This is a genomic window from Flavobacterium sp., from assembly GCF_965262375.1.
In the GTDB taxonomy this organism is placed as follows: Bacteria; Bacteroidota; Bacteroidia; order Flavobacteriales; family Flavobacteriaceae; genus Flavobacterium.
In genome coordinates this window covers 1285669-1301771 of record NZ_OZ253527.1, presented here as the reverse complement: position 1 = coordinate 1301771, position 16103 = coordinate 1285669, and the positions used below count along the sequence as shown (strand labels likewise).

General features: G+C 36.6%; 11 protein-coding genes. 1 reads left to right on the top strand and 10 read right to left on the bottom strand.

Annotated elements, in window-relative coordinates; genetic code table 11:
• Positions 1–4 precede the first annotated feature (4 nt).
• From ACQY29_RS06040 to ACQY29_RS05995, 10 genes are all read right to left on the bottom strand, one after another.
• Positions 5–5818, bottom strand: coding sequence for a beta strand repeat-containing protein (locus ACQY29_RS06040; RefSeq protein WP_428224334.1), 5814 nt, complete (start codon positions 5816–5818; stop codon positions 5–7).
• 120 nt (positions 5819–5938) lie between these two features.
• Positions 5939–6586: an SCO family protein gene (locus ACQY29_RS06035; protein ID WP_428224333.1), complete on the bottom strand. Its 648-nt coding sequence runs from the start codon at positions 6584–6586 to the stop codon at positions 5939–5941.
• Positions 6561–7151: a toxin-antitoxin system YwqK family antitoxin gene (locus tag ACQY29_RS06030; protein ID WP_428224332.1), complete on the bottom strand. Its 591-nt coding sequence runs from the start codon at positions 7149–7151 to the stop codon at positions 6561–6563. The genes ACQY29_RS06035 and ACQY29_RS06030 overlap by 26 nt, the downstream gene beginning before the upstream one ends.
• Entirely contained in the window at positions 7108–7884 is a 777-nt protein-coding gene (locus tag ACQY29_RS06025; protein ID WP_428224331.1) for a YHYH protein, read from the bottom strand. The genes ACQY29_RS06030 and ACQY29_RS06025 overlap by 44 nt, the downstream gene beginning before the upstream one ends.
• A gap of 112 nt (positions 7885–7996) precedes the next feature.
• Positions 7997–10195, bottom strand: coding sequence for a beta strand repeat-containing protein (locus ACQY29_RS06020; protein WP_428224330.1), 2199 nt, complete (start codon positions 10193–10195; stop codon positions 7997–7999).
• Positions 10196–10212: 17 nt separating this feature from the next.
• Positions 10213–10686, bottom strand: coding sequence for a T9SS type A sorting domain-containing protein (locus tag ACQY29_RS06015; RefSeq protein WP_428224329.1), 474 nt, complete (start codon positions 10684–10686; stop codon positions 10213–10215).
• 235 nt (positions 10687–10921) lie between these two features.
• A complete protein-coding gene (locus ACQY29_RS06010; protein WP_428224328.1) occupies positions 10922–13168 on the bottom strand; it encodes a M1 family metallopeptidase in 2247 nt (748 codons plus the stop codon).
• 57 nt (positions 13169–13225) lie between these two features.
• Positions 13226–13720, bottom strand: a complete 495-nt coding sequence (locus ACQY29_RS06005; RefSeq protein ID WP_428224327.1) for a DUF6702 family protein — start codon at positions 13718–13720, stop codon at positions 13226–13228.
• 15 nt (positions 13721–13735) lie between these two features.
• Positions 13736–14467: a hypothetical protein gene (locus tag ACQY29_RS06000; RefSeq protein WP_428224326.1), complete on the bottom strand. Its 732-nt coding sequence runs from the start codon at positions 14465–14467 to the stop codon at positions 13736–13738.
• Positions 14457–15149, bottom strand: a complete 693-nt coding sequence (locus ACQY29_RS05995) for a hypothetical protein (RefSeq protein ID WP_428224325.1) — start codon at positions 15147–15149, stop codon at positions 14457–14459. Before ACQY29_RS05995 ends, ACQY29_RS06000 begins: the two co-directional genes overlap by 11 nt.
• A gap of 249 nt (positions 15150–15398) precedes the next feature.
• Between ACQY29_RS05995 and pepE the strand changes: the two genes are divergently transcribed.
• Positions 15399–16103, top strand: coding sequence for a dipeptidase PepE (pepE, locus tag ACQY29_RS05990; RefSeq protein ID WP_428224324.1), 705 nt, complete (start codon positions 15399–15401; stop codon positions 16101–16103).

Here is a 16103-nt window from a genome sequence, read left to right as displayed (position 1 = left end):
TGTTTTATTTTTTTCTTCTACTTGTTAAAAAAGGTTTCAATACCTCTATTAGATTATCGTTATTATTATAAAGTGTTGGCAAATCAAATGAATCTACAAATCCATCCCCATTTACATCAGTAGTTTGATAGCCTTCCACCAGCGCATCGACATCATTTACCACAGGCACTACATCAAATGCATCTACAAAACCATCCTGATTGACATCGCCAGAATAAAAAGCAAAAACTCCACTTTCCATTTCTTTCACGTTAAATCCATAGGTCATATCATTAGCATTTGAAAAATTATACTCATTTATTCCTCCAGTAAGAGCAACACCGTATTTACTCCATGCCTCAATGGAATTTCTATGTTTGATAACTATATAATAAGACCCATTATAATTGGTATTGAACTCGGCAGTAGTATACCCATCAACTTCTAAAACAGCGGATGTACTCGCTACTAAACTGCCATTTGAAGTGTTACGCAACTCCACTGTAATATCATCTACATCATCTGAATCTGTAGATAATCCTAAATTGTATTTAACGGGAGTCATTTCATGCGTAGCCGAATTATAATACCCTTCTAAAAAAAGTTTCAAACTTATAACTGTTGGGTCGTCCTCGTCGTCATAAATAGTAAAGGTTTGTGTTTGAACACCTGATTTTGTTCCGTTAAGTATAGTTAAAATATCAAAAACCAATACCTCATCTCCTTCTAATACAGAATCATTCACTGTATTTAAAGTAATGGAAGCTGACACATTGCCTGCAGGAATGGTTATAATGGTACCCGAAGGGAAAGTTACGTCTGTTCCATAAGCAGTAGAAGCACCCGCATCAATCCCACAAACAACCGTAACTGTTTTACTGGAAACTTCTGAAAGTGTTGCCGTTATAGCAGTCGAACCTCCATATTCATTTAAAAACAAGGTGGAAGCTGACAAACTAACCGTAGGAGGCGCATCATTATCTACAATTGTCAAAGTTGCGTTTGTAAACGATGGATTTACACTACCATTCACCACATTGTTAATTCCTAAAACATACGTCTCGTCATTTTCATCGGTAGTATCGTCTAAAAGGGTCAAGTTAAAATCTTGAGTTAAATTCCCCGCAGGAATAGTAAAAGTACCTCCAAAAGTTTCGGTAAAATCGGCTCCATAAGTCACTGTCCCTGTAGATGTATAATCTATATTTACATCTCTTTCAGATATCGCCGATAGCGAAGCTCGAATTATTGTAGTTGTATTAGCCTCATTGACTGAAGATTCTACAAACTGTAACGTTGCATAAGGCACCTCATCATTATCCATAATAGCAATACTAACTTCTTGAACACCATTTTCTGTTCCATTAGTCACTCCTGCTATATAAACAATGGCAGGTTGGGTGTCTTCATCTGTAGTATCATCGGTTACTGAAAGCGTTACCGATGCTGATGTTTGACCCGCTAAGATGGTAATCGTATTATTACAAGTATAATCTGAATTTCTTATGGCATCGCCACCAAAAGCTAAACTTACCACGGTATTTTGATTATAAATAGCACTCGCAGTAGCCGTAATTGTAATCGCATTGGTATCGCCTTCTGTAATTGTAGTTGCACTTGCAGACAATGAAACAGAAGGCAAAGTATCATCATCAGTTATGATTATCGTTTGCTGTTGTGTTCCATTTTCAGTTCCATTAGTAACCGAAACTATATCTGCAATAATGGTTTCATTACTTTCTGCTACATTATCACTAATAGTTGTAATCGTAATAGATGCAGACAAACTACCAGCTGGTATAACGATACTACTCACATTGGCATAATCTGTTCCGTTAATCGCCGTACCGGAATAAGCCAAATTAACTGTAGTGGCTAACCCTGAAACGGCCGATAAGGTTGCCGTTAAAGTTACACTTCCGCCTGTTTCAATCATACTACTTGCCCCTTTTGTTAAAGTTACCGAAGGCATGGCATCATCATCATTCTGAGTCATAAATGCAATTGAAGGATTTCCAATAGTAGCATTTGTGGCAGAAGCAATAGTCACTCCAATATTTTCAGAACCTCCTTCATAAAGTGTATCCGCAATATTATTCATTGTCACATAACCCGAAGTCGAACCCGCAGGAATAGTAATGGTACTTCCCGTTACCGTGTAATCTGAGTTTAAAGTAGCATTGCCACTCCAAGTCATATTAACCGTAACTTCTTTAGCCGATACTGCTGATAAAGTAGCTATAGCATTAGAATTACCCGTTACCGCTTCGCCTATAGAGGTTTTAGACCAAGCAATAGTAACAGTAGGTTCGGCATCGTTATCTGTAATCGAAACAGTTTGTTGTTGGGTTCCATTTTTTGTACCATTAGTCACTGTAGCAATATCCGCTATTATAGTTTCATCGGTTTCGTCTAAAGTATCTTCGACCGCTGTTACGCTTACAGAGCCAGTGGTATTTCCCGCTGGAATCGTAATACTGGTGTTTGTACGTGTATAGTCTGAAGTTAACGTTGCAGTTCCTGAATAATCAAAATTGACCGTAACATCTTGATAAGAAGTACCTGATAAAGTAGCTGTAAAAGTAGTTGTTCCAGAAGCTTCTGAAATCAAACTAGCACCTTTGCTTAATGAAACGGTTATTGCATCGCCAAAACTTAACAACTCTAAATTTAATTGTTGCGTTCCATTTTCAGTTCCATTCGTAACCGATGTGATATCAACAATAATACTTTCAGTATTTTCTAAATTCGTATCATCAATGGTATTTAACGTAATAGTACCCGTTGTACTACCTGCTGGAATGGTTATGGTTGTTCCTGTAACCGAGTAATCGGAATTATAGGTTGCTGTACCACTAAATCCTAAATTCACTGTAACTGCTGATGAAGGCGCAAAACTTGCAGTTGCAGTTATCGTTACAGTATTTCCTACTTCTCCAAAACTAGTTAAATTACTTGATAAAGTCACCATAGGTTTATCATCATCTATAATGGTCACTGTCTTTTGTTGCGTACCACTTTCTGTACCATTAGTTACCGAAGAAACGTCAACGATTACCGTTTCATCCGATTCCATGGTAGTATCACTAATGGCATTAATAGTCATATTCGTTGATGAAGTTGTTGAACCCGCAGGAATCAAAATATAATTTGAAACCGTACTATAATCGGTGTTTTGAGTAGCAGTACCAGATAAGGAATAATTAATTGTAATATCTTGTTCCGAAACCACGGAAGAAGTAGCCGAGATAGTTGCTGTGCCACCTGTTTCTGCAATAGAAGTAGCCGAAGTCGCTATAGTAATCGTAGGAGAAGCGTCATCATCTGTTATGGTGATGGTCACTTTTTGTGTACCACTTTCTGTTCCATTCGTTACCGCAGTAATATCCGAAATCACGGTTTCGTTAGCTTCGTCAACGGTATCTTGCACCGCAGTACACGTAATCGTAGCTGTAGTACTACCCGCAGGAATGGTTATGGTTGTGGCTTGTGTATAATCGGTAGATTCTGCTGTTCCACTAATCGTCAAGGTTATAGTTGTAGCTACTCCAGAAATAGCCGACTGTGTAGCCGTGATAATCGAACTTCCAGCTGCTTCTGCAATTGAGGTTGGTGTTGCAGACAAAGTCACTGACGGAGCAGAATCATTATCAAACAAACTAATCGTTTTTTGTTGGGTGCCATTTTCTGTAGCATTCGTTACAGAAGCTATATCAATAATTATTGTTTCTGTTCCTTCATATAAGGTGTCATCCGTATTTGTTATGGTCAACGAACCCGATGTAGCACCAGCAGCAATGGTTATGGTTGTTCCTGTACCACTCACTGTATAATCAGTACCATACGTTGCGGTTCCCGAATAAGCCAAGGTTACTGTTGTTGCCACCGAACTAGCTTGCGATAAAGTTGCTGTTACCGTTCTATCCGACAAACCTTCTGTAAAAGAATTATTATCTGTACTTAAAGTAACTGATGGTGCACTTTCATTATCATTAATTGTAATAGTTGCTGTTTGAGTTCCATTTTCAGTCCCATCAGTCACTGAACTTATGTCGATGATTACTGTTTCAGAACCTTCATATATAGCATCGTCGGTTAACGTTAGGGTTGTGCTGGCTGATAGACTGCCTGCAGGGATTGTAATACTACTTACGCTAGTATAATCAGTCCCTGATATTGCTGTTCCCGAATAAGAGAAGTTTACAACTACATCTGCATAGTTTTGTTGGTTTTGCGTAGCAGTAATGGTAAATGAAGTACCGTTTTCATTAATACTACTCACCGACGTACTCAAAGTTACCGATGAGGTACAATTTAAAGTTTTGTGTACGCTCGTACCACAATTTGCTGTAGCTGTACTTTGCCCAACCCAATAGGTACCACCAGTAGATGCTCCTGTATCTATACTTCTACGGTATTGTCCTGTTCCAAGAGCATAATGCATAATTTTTGTTGGGGTTGTAGCGGTATCGATAATATGTCCTAACTGATTCGCATGACCAAGTTCATGTAATACCGCTGTATAATAATCATAGTTTGAGAAACTAGTTGCTGTACCATAATAATACGTCAAACTGCTATTCACTTGAACATCAATTTCATCGACATACCAAGCTAATGAACTTCCTGAAGTACAACCTGAAAATCGAGATACCGCTTGCGCAATAACCCCAGACCCAGTACCCAAGGCGTCGTAATCTACTGTATTTTCATTATCATCGGCTACAGTGGTTGCTGTTGAAGCCGTACTACTAATTAAAAATTGTGCCCCTGTAGTACATCGCCAGGCTCTAGCCGCTGTTTCAAAATAGGTTTTTCCATTGGCAATTACATCTGAAGTATATTTAAACGTATATCCTCCAAATCCGTTTTGGTCTCTTAACTTGGCATTATATTCATAAGTCGAGGAGTTGTAAGTATAATCAAAAGTTGCTATAGCATAATCTACAGTAAGCGTCCCAGAAGAAGTATAATTCGTTCCGCCTACATTGACACGAATGGTTCCTGTCCCTGCATTTCCAGGCACTTTTACCACAATTTGTGTATCTGACCAAGAAACATATTGATTGGAATAGGCTTGAGTATAAGTTCCTCCACCATCATCAGCATTTTTAAAAGCTACATAACTAGTCCCTTGTGTACTCCCGAAACCCGTTCCTGTAATGGTTAACTGTACATCGCGACCAGCCTGCACCGTTGTGGGTGAGAAACCAGAAATGCTTGTTGCTAGTATTCCTTTTTGAGTGGTTTTAGGATTATGTTCTTCCTCTAAACTAGCAATTCGACTGCTTACTTTAGCCCAAGGAATATCTTTATTACGCTGAAAAGTTTGTTTTGTATTTTTTTCAATTTTTGTAAATAAATCACTTTCTAAAGAAGCATAAGAATCGAATATTCCTTTAGCTTTTTTTGATTCGGGCAAATACTGAATAAATCCTTGAGACAAAGCACATAACTCATACACCGTGGTACTTCCTGAAACGTTATAGGTATTCGATTTGAGGATAAATACTCCTGTTTGTCCTACTTCTAAATTTAAAGAAGCACCAAAACTGTGTCTTTTATTCTCTAGCGTACCCCCAGGGGTTGCGATAGCAATGGTTGTAGCTGTATTTGTTCCTTTGAAAACGCCTAATACCTCCACTTGAGAAATGGTGTATATATTTTTGTGAGCATTGTCCCAAGTAGCTTGCTGGCTTTTTACCATACCTTCTACTACAAGAGATGAAGCGCCTATACGTTCTTCTAAGGAAACCTCATACAGGTTGCATTTTTTTTGTCCGAATAAGTAACTCGCGAACAAAATAGTAATGAGCAAGTAAAGTTCTTTTTTCATCATAACTAGACAAAATTTTAGGTTAAATTGTTTGTTATGACTTTAGACGCGAAAAGGTTTTTAAAACTTGCGCAAAATTTTTAAAAAAAATAGCGTCTCCGAAAAAACATTTAAATCAATCGTTTATTCTTCCTTTAAAACTTCAACATCTTGTATCATTTGTTCGACTTCTAAAGCTAAAGTTCCGTTATAAATTCCACGAATGCGCTTGTTTTTATCGACTAAAAGAAAATGTTCAGTATGCAAAAAATCGGTGCTGTCTTTAGTAAAACCTAAACTTTCCTCAGCAAAATAAGACTTGCGTGCTAAATCATAAATTTTTGATTTATCACCTGTTAAAAAGTGCCAATTCTTTTTAGTGATTTGGTTAGTCTCTTTATATTTCTTCAACACTTCAGGTGTATCTATCCAAGGCATCACCGAATAGGATAAAATGACCACCTCATCGTCTTTTTCGAATTGCTTTCCCGCTTTGAACAATTGTTTGGTCATATAGGGACAAATACTGCCACAGGTGGTAAAAATAAAATTGGCTATATGAATCTTACCTTCAATTTCCTGTTGTGAGATGGTTTTTCCTAGTTGATTGGTAAAAGTAAAATCAGCTATGTTGTGCGTGATTTGTTTGTTTATTGCTTCTTCATCCGTTAAAAAAAGAGGAGTAAAATCTGGCGTATTATAATACGGGAGTCTTTCCGATTCGGTTTTACATCCAAAACTCAAAAACAATGTTAAGACAACAAATCTATTTAAATAATTTTTCAGTGACATTTTTGCAATTTTTTGTTCCAAGCAATCCGTACCTTCTCCCATTCTTTATTACATAATTGACTTTTATTCGTCCATCACTATTATAAACTTGTTGAACACCTTCTTCCAATCCATTTACAAAATGCTGGTCCCGATACAATTTCCCGTTTTCATACCATTCTTTATACACCCCATGAAACGCTTCGTTTTTGAATTGATACACAAACATGGGTTTTCCGCTTTCATACCATCCTTTTGCAGTTCCGTTTTGAAAACCATTTTTGAATCTCCGCTTTTCGTTGATTTTTCCAGATACATAACATTTTATCTCCACTCCTTCTTTAACCCCATTTAGATACGTTGCTTTATAAACCGTATCTTTATTAGTATTCAAAGCGAAAAGCTTCCCTGAAAACAGTTGGTTTCCAAGGAAAGCTTGTCCGTTACGGTCGGATAGTTTAATTTTAGTAATATCATAGACTTTCAACACTCTTGTTTCCTTCGGTTCTTTATGGCAAGACAACAGGAAAAACAATAAGAGACTACTTACTCCAAGTACCTGGCGTACCATAATATCCATTTCCATTTATATAAGGAGCATCAGCAGTAATGTGATAATGATAAATCCCGTTGGGGTAGTCTGCCGTAGCAGTGGTGTGCCCATGATATACATCTAGATTACTACTGGTAAGCGTTGCACCATTTTCCATTGGGCCATATACTGGAAAACCGTCTAACAAGAACCCCATCAAAGCACTTGACCCTTTTGAAGTAGTAAGCGCATTAGGTTCTATATGATAATGGTATTCGTTAAACGGTGTGGGGTGTCCGCCATACAAATCAAAAGAAGTATACTCTCCTGAACTAGGTGTGATTAAAGTTCCCTGCATTTGATATTGATTAAATAAAGGCACTCCATTGATAGCTACTCCTATGGTGGCCGCACCCAGCGCAGTATGCGTTGAAGCTAACTTAGGATTTAGAGGTATTTTAAAACTATAATTGAACGTTGCAATTTTATTCCCTGGTGCTTGGGTAAAGCCTGGGCGGGTATCCGCTACATACATAGTACTAGACCATTCCGTATTAGCATAATAGGGACTTTTATGGTCTGGAAGTCCATTTGATTTGATGTACACATAGGTACCATCAGTAGTAATACTCGAAGCCCCGTATATTTTTTTGTAAACAGCGGGCACTTCCGTGGTAGTTGTATTTCCACCTGAATTGGTTGAAGCGTCATTGGAATCGCTACTACAAGCCCAAATTCCAAGTACTAAAGAAAAAAAAGAAGCATAAAAATAGTTGCGATTCATCATAAAATGTTTTTGTGGTTAAAACTGTTATTTATTATTTAGACGTAGCTTACTTTAAAAACTTGCGTTGGAATAAAAAAAAAGCTTCCAAAATATGAAAGTTTTTTTCGTTCACTTAATTTATCTTACGCCATTCAGTTCCATCAGATATAATTTGAACACTTGCTCCAACGGCAATTGAGGTCGCAGTTGTAGCAATAGCTGTTCTATACGTTGAGGTTGTTAAAGCAACACTACCTTGGTTTACTATTAAGTAAATTCTTCCCGTACAAGAAGAGGCCGATGGCAGTGTAAAGGTTGATGCTGAGGTTCCCGTAAAAATCACACAATAATCTGTTCCTGTAAACGTATAATTTGAAGATTTAGTGGCAACTGCTGTCGCTACACTCCCATTGATTTTCAATGTATTTTCAGTTGTACTAGGAGCATTATTTCCGATAGTCACAGTTCCATTTGCTCTTGAGATAGACAATGGTTGTCCATTGTAATTCCCAGAGTCATCATATCTATTGATAAAGAAATCAGCACCTGAGTTACTCCCTGTTTCATTATTTTGTCCTTTTCCTAAAATCCATCTTGAGGGTTGCGAGCTACTCGAGACATAGGTATTAAATTTTATTGCTGCTTCATTTGTACTAGGTGAAGTTGTTGAAAAGTAAGCTTTAGCCCCACTGCTTTGAATACTGGAAATCAAAGGTGAAGCTATATCAGATTGAATATCTAATTTATAAGTAGGAGAAGTTGTACCAATACCAACATTACCTGACAAAGCATTGTATTGATCTGTACCATTTATGGTCCAATTACCATTGCTTAATGAAGTAGGATTTACCCAAATCCCGTTCCCAGAGGCATCTGATTGTAGAACAAAACCATTAGAGGAACCATTAGTTAACTGAAATTCAGTCGCTTTTATTTTACCATTTACTTCAAATTTTTCAGTAGGTGTTGTTGTACCTACACCAATATTTCCAATATTATTTATAGTTAACCTTTCAGTGGAATTATTTGCTCCAACTTGAGTTGTTTTAAATGTTATTTTACTTGGAATGCTATTTGTTGCCACACTTCCATCAACCTTAACTTCAATACTTGCAGTATTTTTGAAATTTGTCCCATCATATCCATTTGAGTTTAACAAAAATAAATCATCCCCATTTTGAACACTTTGCATCGCGGTTAAAGTCCCTCTTGCTTTCCCCCAATTAATCCAGGGTGCATTCTTTGTATTAGTAGCCAAAATATTATTAAAATCGGTTCGATCTTCATCATTACTAGCAATGGTAAATCTTGAATAATTAAAGTCCCCATTAAATAGGGTTTCAGTACCTAAAAACAATCGATCATCAGATTGATTTAACAGGCTATTTTCAAAGACCGTTCCATTCCATTTTGGGATATAATTACTAGTCAGTGTACTTGTTCCCGAAGTTACATTAGGGTTCACCCAGGTTGCATTACCTGAAGCATCTGATTGTAAAAGATAACCATTGGTTGCACCGTTAGTCATTTGAAAATTAGTGGTTTTGGTTTTGCCATTGACTTCTAATTTTTCAGTTGGATTGTTTAAGCCAATTCCAACATTGCTATTCCTCAATGAAAGTAAATCATTTGAATTACCATTATATATTACAAAAGTTTTAGAGATTTGTCCACCAATGGTAAAAGCACCAGCGTAATTACCTGTAAAACGATTTGCTCCTATAAACCAATTTATACCACTTGTATTTGATAAAGCTAATTCAGAAGTAGTATTGTTTCCATTACCAAAAGAGGTATAACCTTCGGTAAAATTAAATAAACCATTACCATCAGATTTCAAGCCTTTGTTGGTACCATCATCACTGATATAATTTGTACCGATATTTATATTTTGTGTAGCAGTATGGTTTCCTAAATTATCTCCTGAACTTGCCCCCGAACTATTGGCATACAGCGCATAAGGCACACTTAACAATTGACTTATTCCTGAAATAGTGTAATTACTCCCGCCTGTTGAGTCGGTCTCCGTTTTGATATAATAATTCCCAGTACTCCAATCAATACTAGAAAATGTTCCAGAAACCACCGCTCCTGTTCCAACTTCTAAAGTAATTAAACCATTTGTGTTTGTAGAAGTAGTATGTGTTTCTGAATACACAACGGTTCCTGCTGATGAGCCTTGCAATACAGAAACTTTTGTTCCAATTAAAGTATTCGTCAATAAGTTATTACTGGCATCACGAATAACGGCTTGATAACTCATTTTATTAGGTGCCTGACCAATCGCTAAGCCCGACACAAGTAACAAAAAAAGGGTAAGTATTTTTTTCATCTTAATGTTGTGTAATTTTATTTTTTACTGATTTTAAAAGTTTTTATCAAGGTATTTTCTTTATGTATTTGAAGAAAATAAGTGGAGGCAGGTAGGGATTCCATGCTAATTTGCGAGGATTCTTGGGATATTGTTGAAAAGGTTAACCTACGCCCCTGTAAATCAAACAGACTATACGAAAGTTGCTCCAACGGATAATTGGAAACCTCCAAAAATACCTGAGCTGTAGTTGGATTGGGATAAACTCTTGCATTTAAAACTATTTGAGGCACCTCATCAGTTCCTAAAGTGGTAATTTCAAACGGTTGTTGCACGCCATGCGATACACTTCCACCTGTTCCACTAATAGTTTGATAAAACACTTGCCCCACACTATAGCTCACATGACCATTGCTTCCAGTAGCTGTCCCCCCTGAACTCATTGTTCCTGATTGAGCGAAAAAACTACTAGTAACCAATAAAAAGGGCACTAAAAATATTTTTGCTTGCATAAAAAATTAAGTTTATAATCAATTAGACGTGGATAGCAAAATAAACTTGCGCGAAAATTTCATATTTTTTCAAAACGAAATAATAAACCTGGTAACTAAACCTACTTCATCAAGAACTTCTCAAAATAAACCATCAATGATGTTTCAAAATAGGGACTCTACAAAAATGAAACATGATGCTACAAAAAAAGCTGCCTTTAAAGACAGCTTCATTTTCTACAAATTAATAAACCTATTATTCAAACTTTGATTTTACTTCTTCTTTTGGCCACGAGTTATTAGTTACATCGATATCTGCCGTTTCCTCTTTAGGATCAACTTTTATCTTTTTGATTGTTTTTTGAGTGGCAAAGATTCGAGAAACTTCCTTTTCATTTTTTGACCAAATTTGAGCAGGAAACTTATAATTATCCATCGTACCATCTTCATAAGTAACTTCTACTAAAATAGGCATCACTAATCCACCTGGTTTATCAAAAGTCACTTGATAGAAATATTTAGGATTAGTTAGTTTAGCTCTTTCTTCGGCTGAAAAATTAGCGGTTAAAAACTCATCTAAAGTTTTAATTTCTTTGGCATCAAATGATTTATTCATTTCAGGTTTAAAATCGGCACTTGCACTATCCACCATATACACTTTAGGGCCAGAGGCTCTAAAACGATTTCTGCGTGTAACTTCCTGTGCTTTGTAACCTGCAGGCTCCTCATTACTTGCATAAAACTGCTTTACCTCTTTAATTCCAATATCGTTATAATCGGTCGTATAAAACCATCCTCTCCAGAACCAATCTAAATCCACCCCCGAAGCATCTTCCATGGTTCTAAAGAAATCCTCTGGAGTTGGGTGTTTGAATTTCCAACGATTCGCGTAGGTTCTGAACGCATAATCAAACAATTCACGCCCCATGATTACCTCACGAAGAATATTCAATCCTGCCGCAGGTTTTCCATAGGCATTATTTCCAAATTGTTTTATCACTTCGGAATTAGACATAATAGGCTCAATCCAAGCTTGGTCACCACTCATGTAAGGTACAATTAACTTGGCAGGACCGCGGTCAACAGGAAAATCGGCTTGCCATTCAATTTCCGCTAAATATTCTAAAAAAGTATTCAAACCTTCATCCATCCAAGTCCATTGACGTTCATCAGAATTAACAATCATAGGGAAGAAATTATGTCCAACTTCGTGAATAATAACCCCCATCATCCCGTATTTTGTATGGTCTGAGGTTACGCCATTTTCATCAGGACGACCAAAATTCCAACAAATCATCGGATATTCCATCCCTTGGTCTTGTGCGTTTACGGACACTGCTTTAGGATATGGATAGTCAAAAGTATGAGACGAATAACTTTTTAAGGTATGAGCAACAATTTTTGTGGAATATTGCTCCCATAATGGATTTCCTTCTTTTGGATAAATAGAAGTTGCCATTACTGTTTTTCCTCCTAATTGCACTGCCATCGCATCTAAGATAAATTTACGCGAAGTAGAAATCCCAAAATCACGTACATTTTCTGCTTTAAAACGCCAGGTCTTCTTTTGGTCTGACCAAGTTGCTTTTTCACGAGCTACGGCTTCGTCTTGCGTTGCAATAATCACAGGCTTGTCAAATGTTTTTTCTGCCTGTAAGTAACGTTGGTATTGTGCAGGAGTGTATACTTCCGCTTTATTTTGCAACACCCCTGTTGCTTCCATTACGTGGTCTGCAGGAACCGTAATATTCACTTCATAATTCCCAAAAGGTAAAGCAAACTCCCCTTGCCCCCAAAATTGCATATTTTGCCATCCTTCTACATCATTATAAACAGCCATTCTTGGGAAAAATTGCGCCAATACATACAAACGGTTGCCGTCTTTGAATTGCTCAAAACCACTACGACCACCGTCCACCATATAGTTCCCGATGTTGTACCACCATTTGATGGTAAACACAAACTTTTCGCCTTTAGCTAAAGGTTTCTTCAAATTGATACGCATCATCGTTTCGTTCACAGTGTACGAAACGGGTTGTCCCAACGCATCTTTTATATATTCAATTTTAAAACCTCCATCAAATTTTTCTTCCATATAGGTGCGCGAAAAACCACGAGCGCTAATGGCTGGTTCAATTTTTTCGCTACGTACTAGAGGTGTTTTTGAGGTTTTCGCAAAAAGATTTTGGTCTAATTGCACCCACAAATAATCAAGAGATTCCTTAGCATTATTGGTATACGTTATCGTTTCAGTACCGTACAAACGTGCCTTTTTATCATCCAACTCCAAGTCCATTTTATAATCGGCGCGTTGCTGATAATATTCTGGACCAGGGGCTCCTGATGCGGTACGATACATATTAGGAGTAGCCATCAAATCGTACATTTGACGGAATTTACTTTGGTCAGTATGACCTTCTTGCTTTGGTTTTTGTGGTTGTTCTTGAGCAAACATTGAAAAACCAAGAGAAACGATTGCGATAACGCTTTTAAAATTTTTCATTTTTCATTTATTGGCACGATAAAAATAAAATCTTTTTCAAATCTTCAGCTATTTTTATCAATACTTTAACATTGCTTTAAAATTTGTTCCCGAAAACAGAAAACTTTTCTTAATTCCTTTGACCTGGGTATGCATGATATTTTGCTGTTCGTCGTTCAGTTCTAGCAACATTGAATTCTCTATTTCCAATTGTTTAATTTTTGAAATATCTTTTATGCTATAATAACACACCAAAACGTTGCCTTCGATTTCTTTAGTCGCTAAGCGAATAGGCTTGATTTTTCCATTAACTTTAAACAAAAAACGTTCAGCTGCATATTTTTTTAGCAATTCTAAATCTTGAACCGATTCAGCAGGTTCACCAAAATTTACTTTGGTTTTATATTTGTCACTCAACACTTTATTAATGTCATCCACAAAAATACGAGAGGTAATTTGAAGCATTTTTTTATCCTCAGCATAGTTAATTTGATAAATGGAAACATAAAATTTATGTAAGGCAAATGATGCCATTGTCAAAACGAGTATAATATATAGGAGTGCTTTTTTCATGAATGTGGTACGTAATTATTTTTCTTGCGTTATCATTTCCTTATACTTAAAAGCCATTTCAATGAGTAAAAACCGAAGAGCTCCCGTATTTTTAGCTTTCAAATTCTGAATTACTTTTGGATTTTCTGACACATATACTAAAAAACCATCGATATATTCTGCAGGCATCGCTAAGGTAGTTGTATAAAAATCCTCTGAGAATAGCGTTCGCAATTTGGCATTATTCATTTCAAAACGCTCTACTTGCACTTCTTTTTTAAGCATCGCCGTACGCCCAGATATACTATTTATAACACCATCCACGCTGATCCCCCCAAAAGGAATCAACAAAGGGCTGTACCATTTAAATTTTTCCGCCGTACGTAATCTTCTTTCCGCAGGGGTATAGGTCTTCACATCACCTACGATTCCTAATCGCTTGGCAGATATGGAGGCTACTTTGATTTCAGCTAGCTCATTTGCTTTTACCCGCACCCGAACATATAACGGATTTTGAAGAAAAGAATTAGAATTTAAACGAATTTCTAAAGGTTCTATTTTTTGTGCCGTAAAAACTATAACATCATTTGGATAGGCTTCTAATTCAAAATAGCCTCCATTTTTTGAAACGGTTTGTATTTTCAAACTACGATTAACCACTAATATCCCGTCTAATTCTCCTAACTCCGAATTAATTTTTCCAACAATTTTATTTTGTGCGAAAAAACACGAACACCATAAAAGAAGAAACCACCAGCTATTTCTCATTTTTCATTTCTTTAAATCTAAAAGCCAATTCAACCAGCCTTAATTTTAACAAAGCTATGTTTTTTTGATGCAACAATTGCGTGATTCCCGAATTTTCAGAAGCCAGTACTAAAAAACCACCCACGTCCTCCGACTTAATTTTCAGCGTATGAAGATAGAAATCCTCTGTTAGTAATGAAAAAAGTTTTTGTGCATCTGTTTCATATTTTTCATATTCGACTGCTTTTTTGAGACTTTTTTTATTTCCAGTTATCCAATTTGAAATGAGACCTACAGGACCACCTGTACTTGCCGTGTACAAACGACGTTCAGCAGGTGTATATTCTTTTATATTTTTAGGTACAATCCCCAAGGATTTGGTGGTAATACTTCGAACTACAATTTCGTCTAATTCTAACGGTTTGACTTTTACATAGACCACTAGTGGCAATTGCTTAAAGGAATTCGCATTGAGTTTAATTTCTAGAGGCTCAATCCGCAACGACGTAACTACGATAATATCATTAACATGCGCTTCAATTTCAAATAACCCGTCCGTAGTGGTCGTAGCAGTTGTTTTTTGAGTTTGATTGACAATTAAGACACCTTGAAGCACTCCTTGTTCTGAATTTACTTTTCCTTTGAGTAAATTTTGAGAAAAAATGAAGCTATTGAAAAACAAAAAAACAAGTACAAAGCGCATAAACATCGGTTTTTGGATGTGGTAAAAATAGCGGACAGCCTTCCCAAAAAGCTATTAAAGGATTGGTAAATATTTGTTAATTAAAATTTTAACCCCCAAAAGAAGTCTTGAAATTCGTTGTAAAAATCTATAAACAATCCACTATTGATTTTAATACGTCTCTTTAAGATAATACCATTCAGAAATCAAAAATCGTTAATCAGAAATCCACCTTCTTTAATTATCTTTGAATTTTAGAACGTTACTTACATGAAAAAAATACTATTAGCCAGCACTTCCACTTTATACAACGGGAGTTATTTAGAATATCTACTTCCTACCTTGGAACAGCATTTTGAAAATGTAAAAACCTTATTGTTTATTCCTTATGCACAACCTAGTGGCATCTCTTACGATGATTATACGACTAAAGTAGGCGAAGCTTTTGCAAAAATTAACATTCAAGTAAAAGGCATACATGAATATGAAAACCCTGCGGATGCTATAAAAAATGCCGAAGGCATATTTACTGGGGGCGGAAATACTTTTTTATTGGTTTCAAAACTTTATGAAAACCATTTGATAACAGTTTTGAAAGAAACTATGGCAAAAGGAACTCCCTATTTAGGCACCAGTGCCGGTAGCAACATTGGTGGAAGAACCATGAATACGACTAATGATATGCCTATCATTCTCCCACCTAGTTTTGACACGTTAGGCTTCATTAATTTCAACTTGAACCCACATTATTTAGACCCTATCGAAGGCTCGACACACATGGGAGAAACCCGAGAAACCCGTATTGCAGAGTTTCATAAAATCAGCACCATACCTGTTTTAGGGCTACGTGAAGGGAGTTGGCTTGAAATATACGGCGACAATGTAATCCTGAGAGGTGATTTAACCGCTCGATTATTCAGAGCAGGTGAATTTGCTGTAGAACTGGCACCGAGTGAAAATTTGAATTTCTTATAA

Bases quoted from the DNA above. Each gene is read 5' to 3' on its own strand.
- ACQY29_RS06010 (WP_428224328.1), bottom strand. From the start codon at position 13,168: ATGAAAAATTTTAAAAGCGTTATCGCAATCGTTTCTCTTGGTTTTTCA.
- ACQY29_RS06000 (WP_428224326.1), bottom strand. From the start codon at position 14,467: ATGAGAAATAGCTGGTGGTTTCTTCTTTTATGGTGTTCGTGTTTTTTC.
- ACQY29_RS06030 (WP_428224332.1), bottom strand. From the start codon at position 7,151: ATGGAAATGGATATTATGGTACGCCAGGTACTTGGAGTAAGTAGTCTC.
- ACQY29_RS06020 (WP_428224330.1), bottom strand. From the start codon at position 10,195: ATGAAAAAAATACTTACCCTTTTTTTGTTACTTGTGTCGGGCTTAGCG.
- pepE (WP_428224324.1), top strand. From the start codon at position 15,399: ATGAAAAAAATACTATTAGCCAGCACTTCCACTTTATACAACGGGAGT.
- ACQY29_RS05995 (WP_428224325.1), bottom strand. From the start codon at position 15,149: ATGCGCTTTGTACTTGTTTTTTTGTTTTTCAATAGCTTCATTTTTTCT.
- ACQY29_RS06035 (WP_428224333.1), bottom strand. From the start codon at position 6,586: ATGTCACTGAAAAATTATTTAAATAGATTTGTTGTCTTAACATTGTTT.
- ACQY29_RS06025 (WP_428224331.1), bottom strand. From the start codon at position 7,884: ATGATGAATCGCAACTATTTTTATGCTTCTTTTTTTTCTTTAGTACTT.
- ACQY29_RS06015 (WP_428224329.1), bottom strand. From the start codon at position 10,686: ATGCAAGCAAAAATATTTTTAGTGCCCTTTTTATTGGTTACTAGTAGT.
- ACQY29_RS06005 (WP_428224327.1), bottom strand. From the start codon at position 13,720: ATGAAAAAAGCACTCCTATATATTATACTCGTTTTGACAATGGCATCA.
- ACQY29_RS06040 (WP_428224334.1), bottom strand. From the start codon at position 5,818: ATGATGAAAAAAGAACTTTACTTGCTCATTACTATTTTGTTCGCGAGT.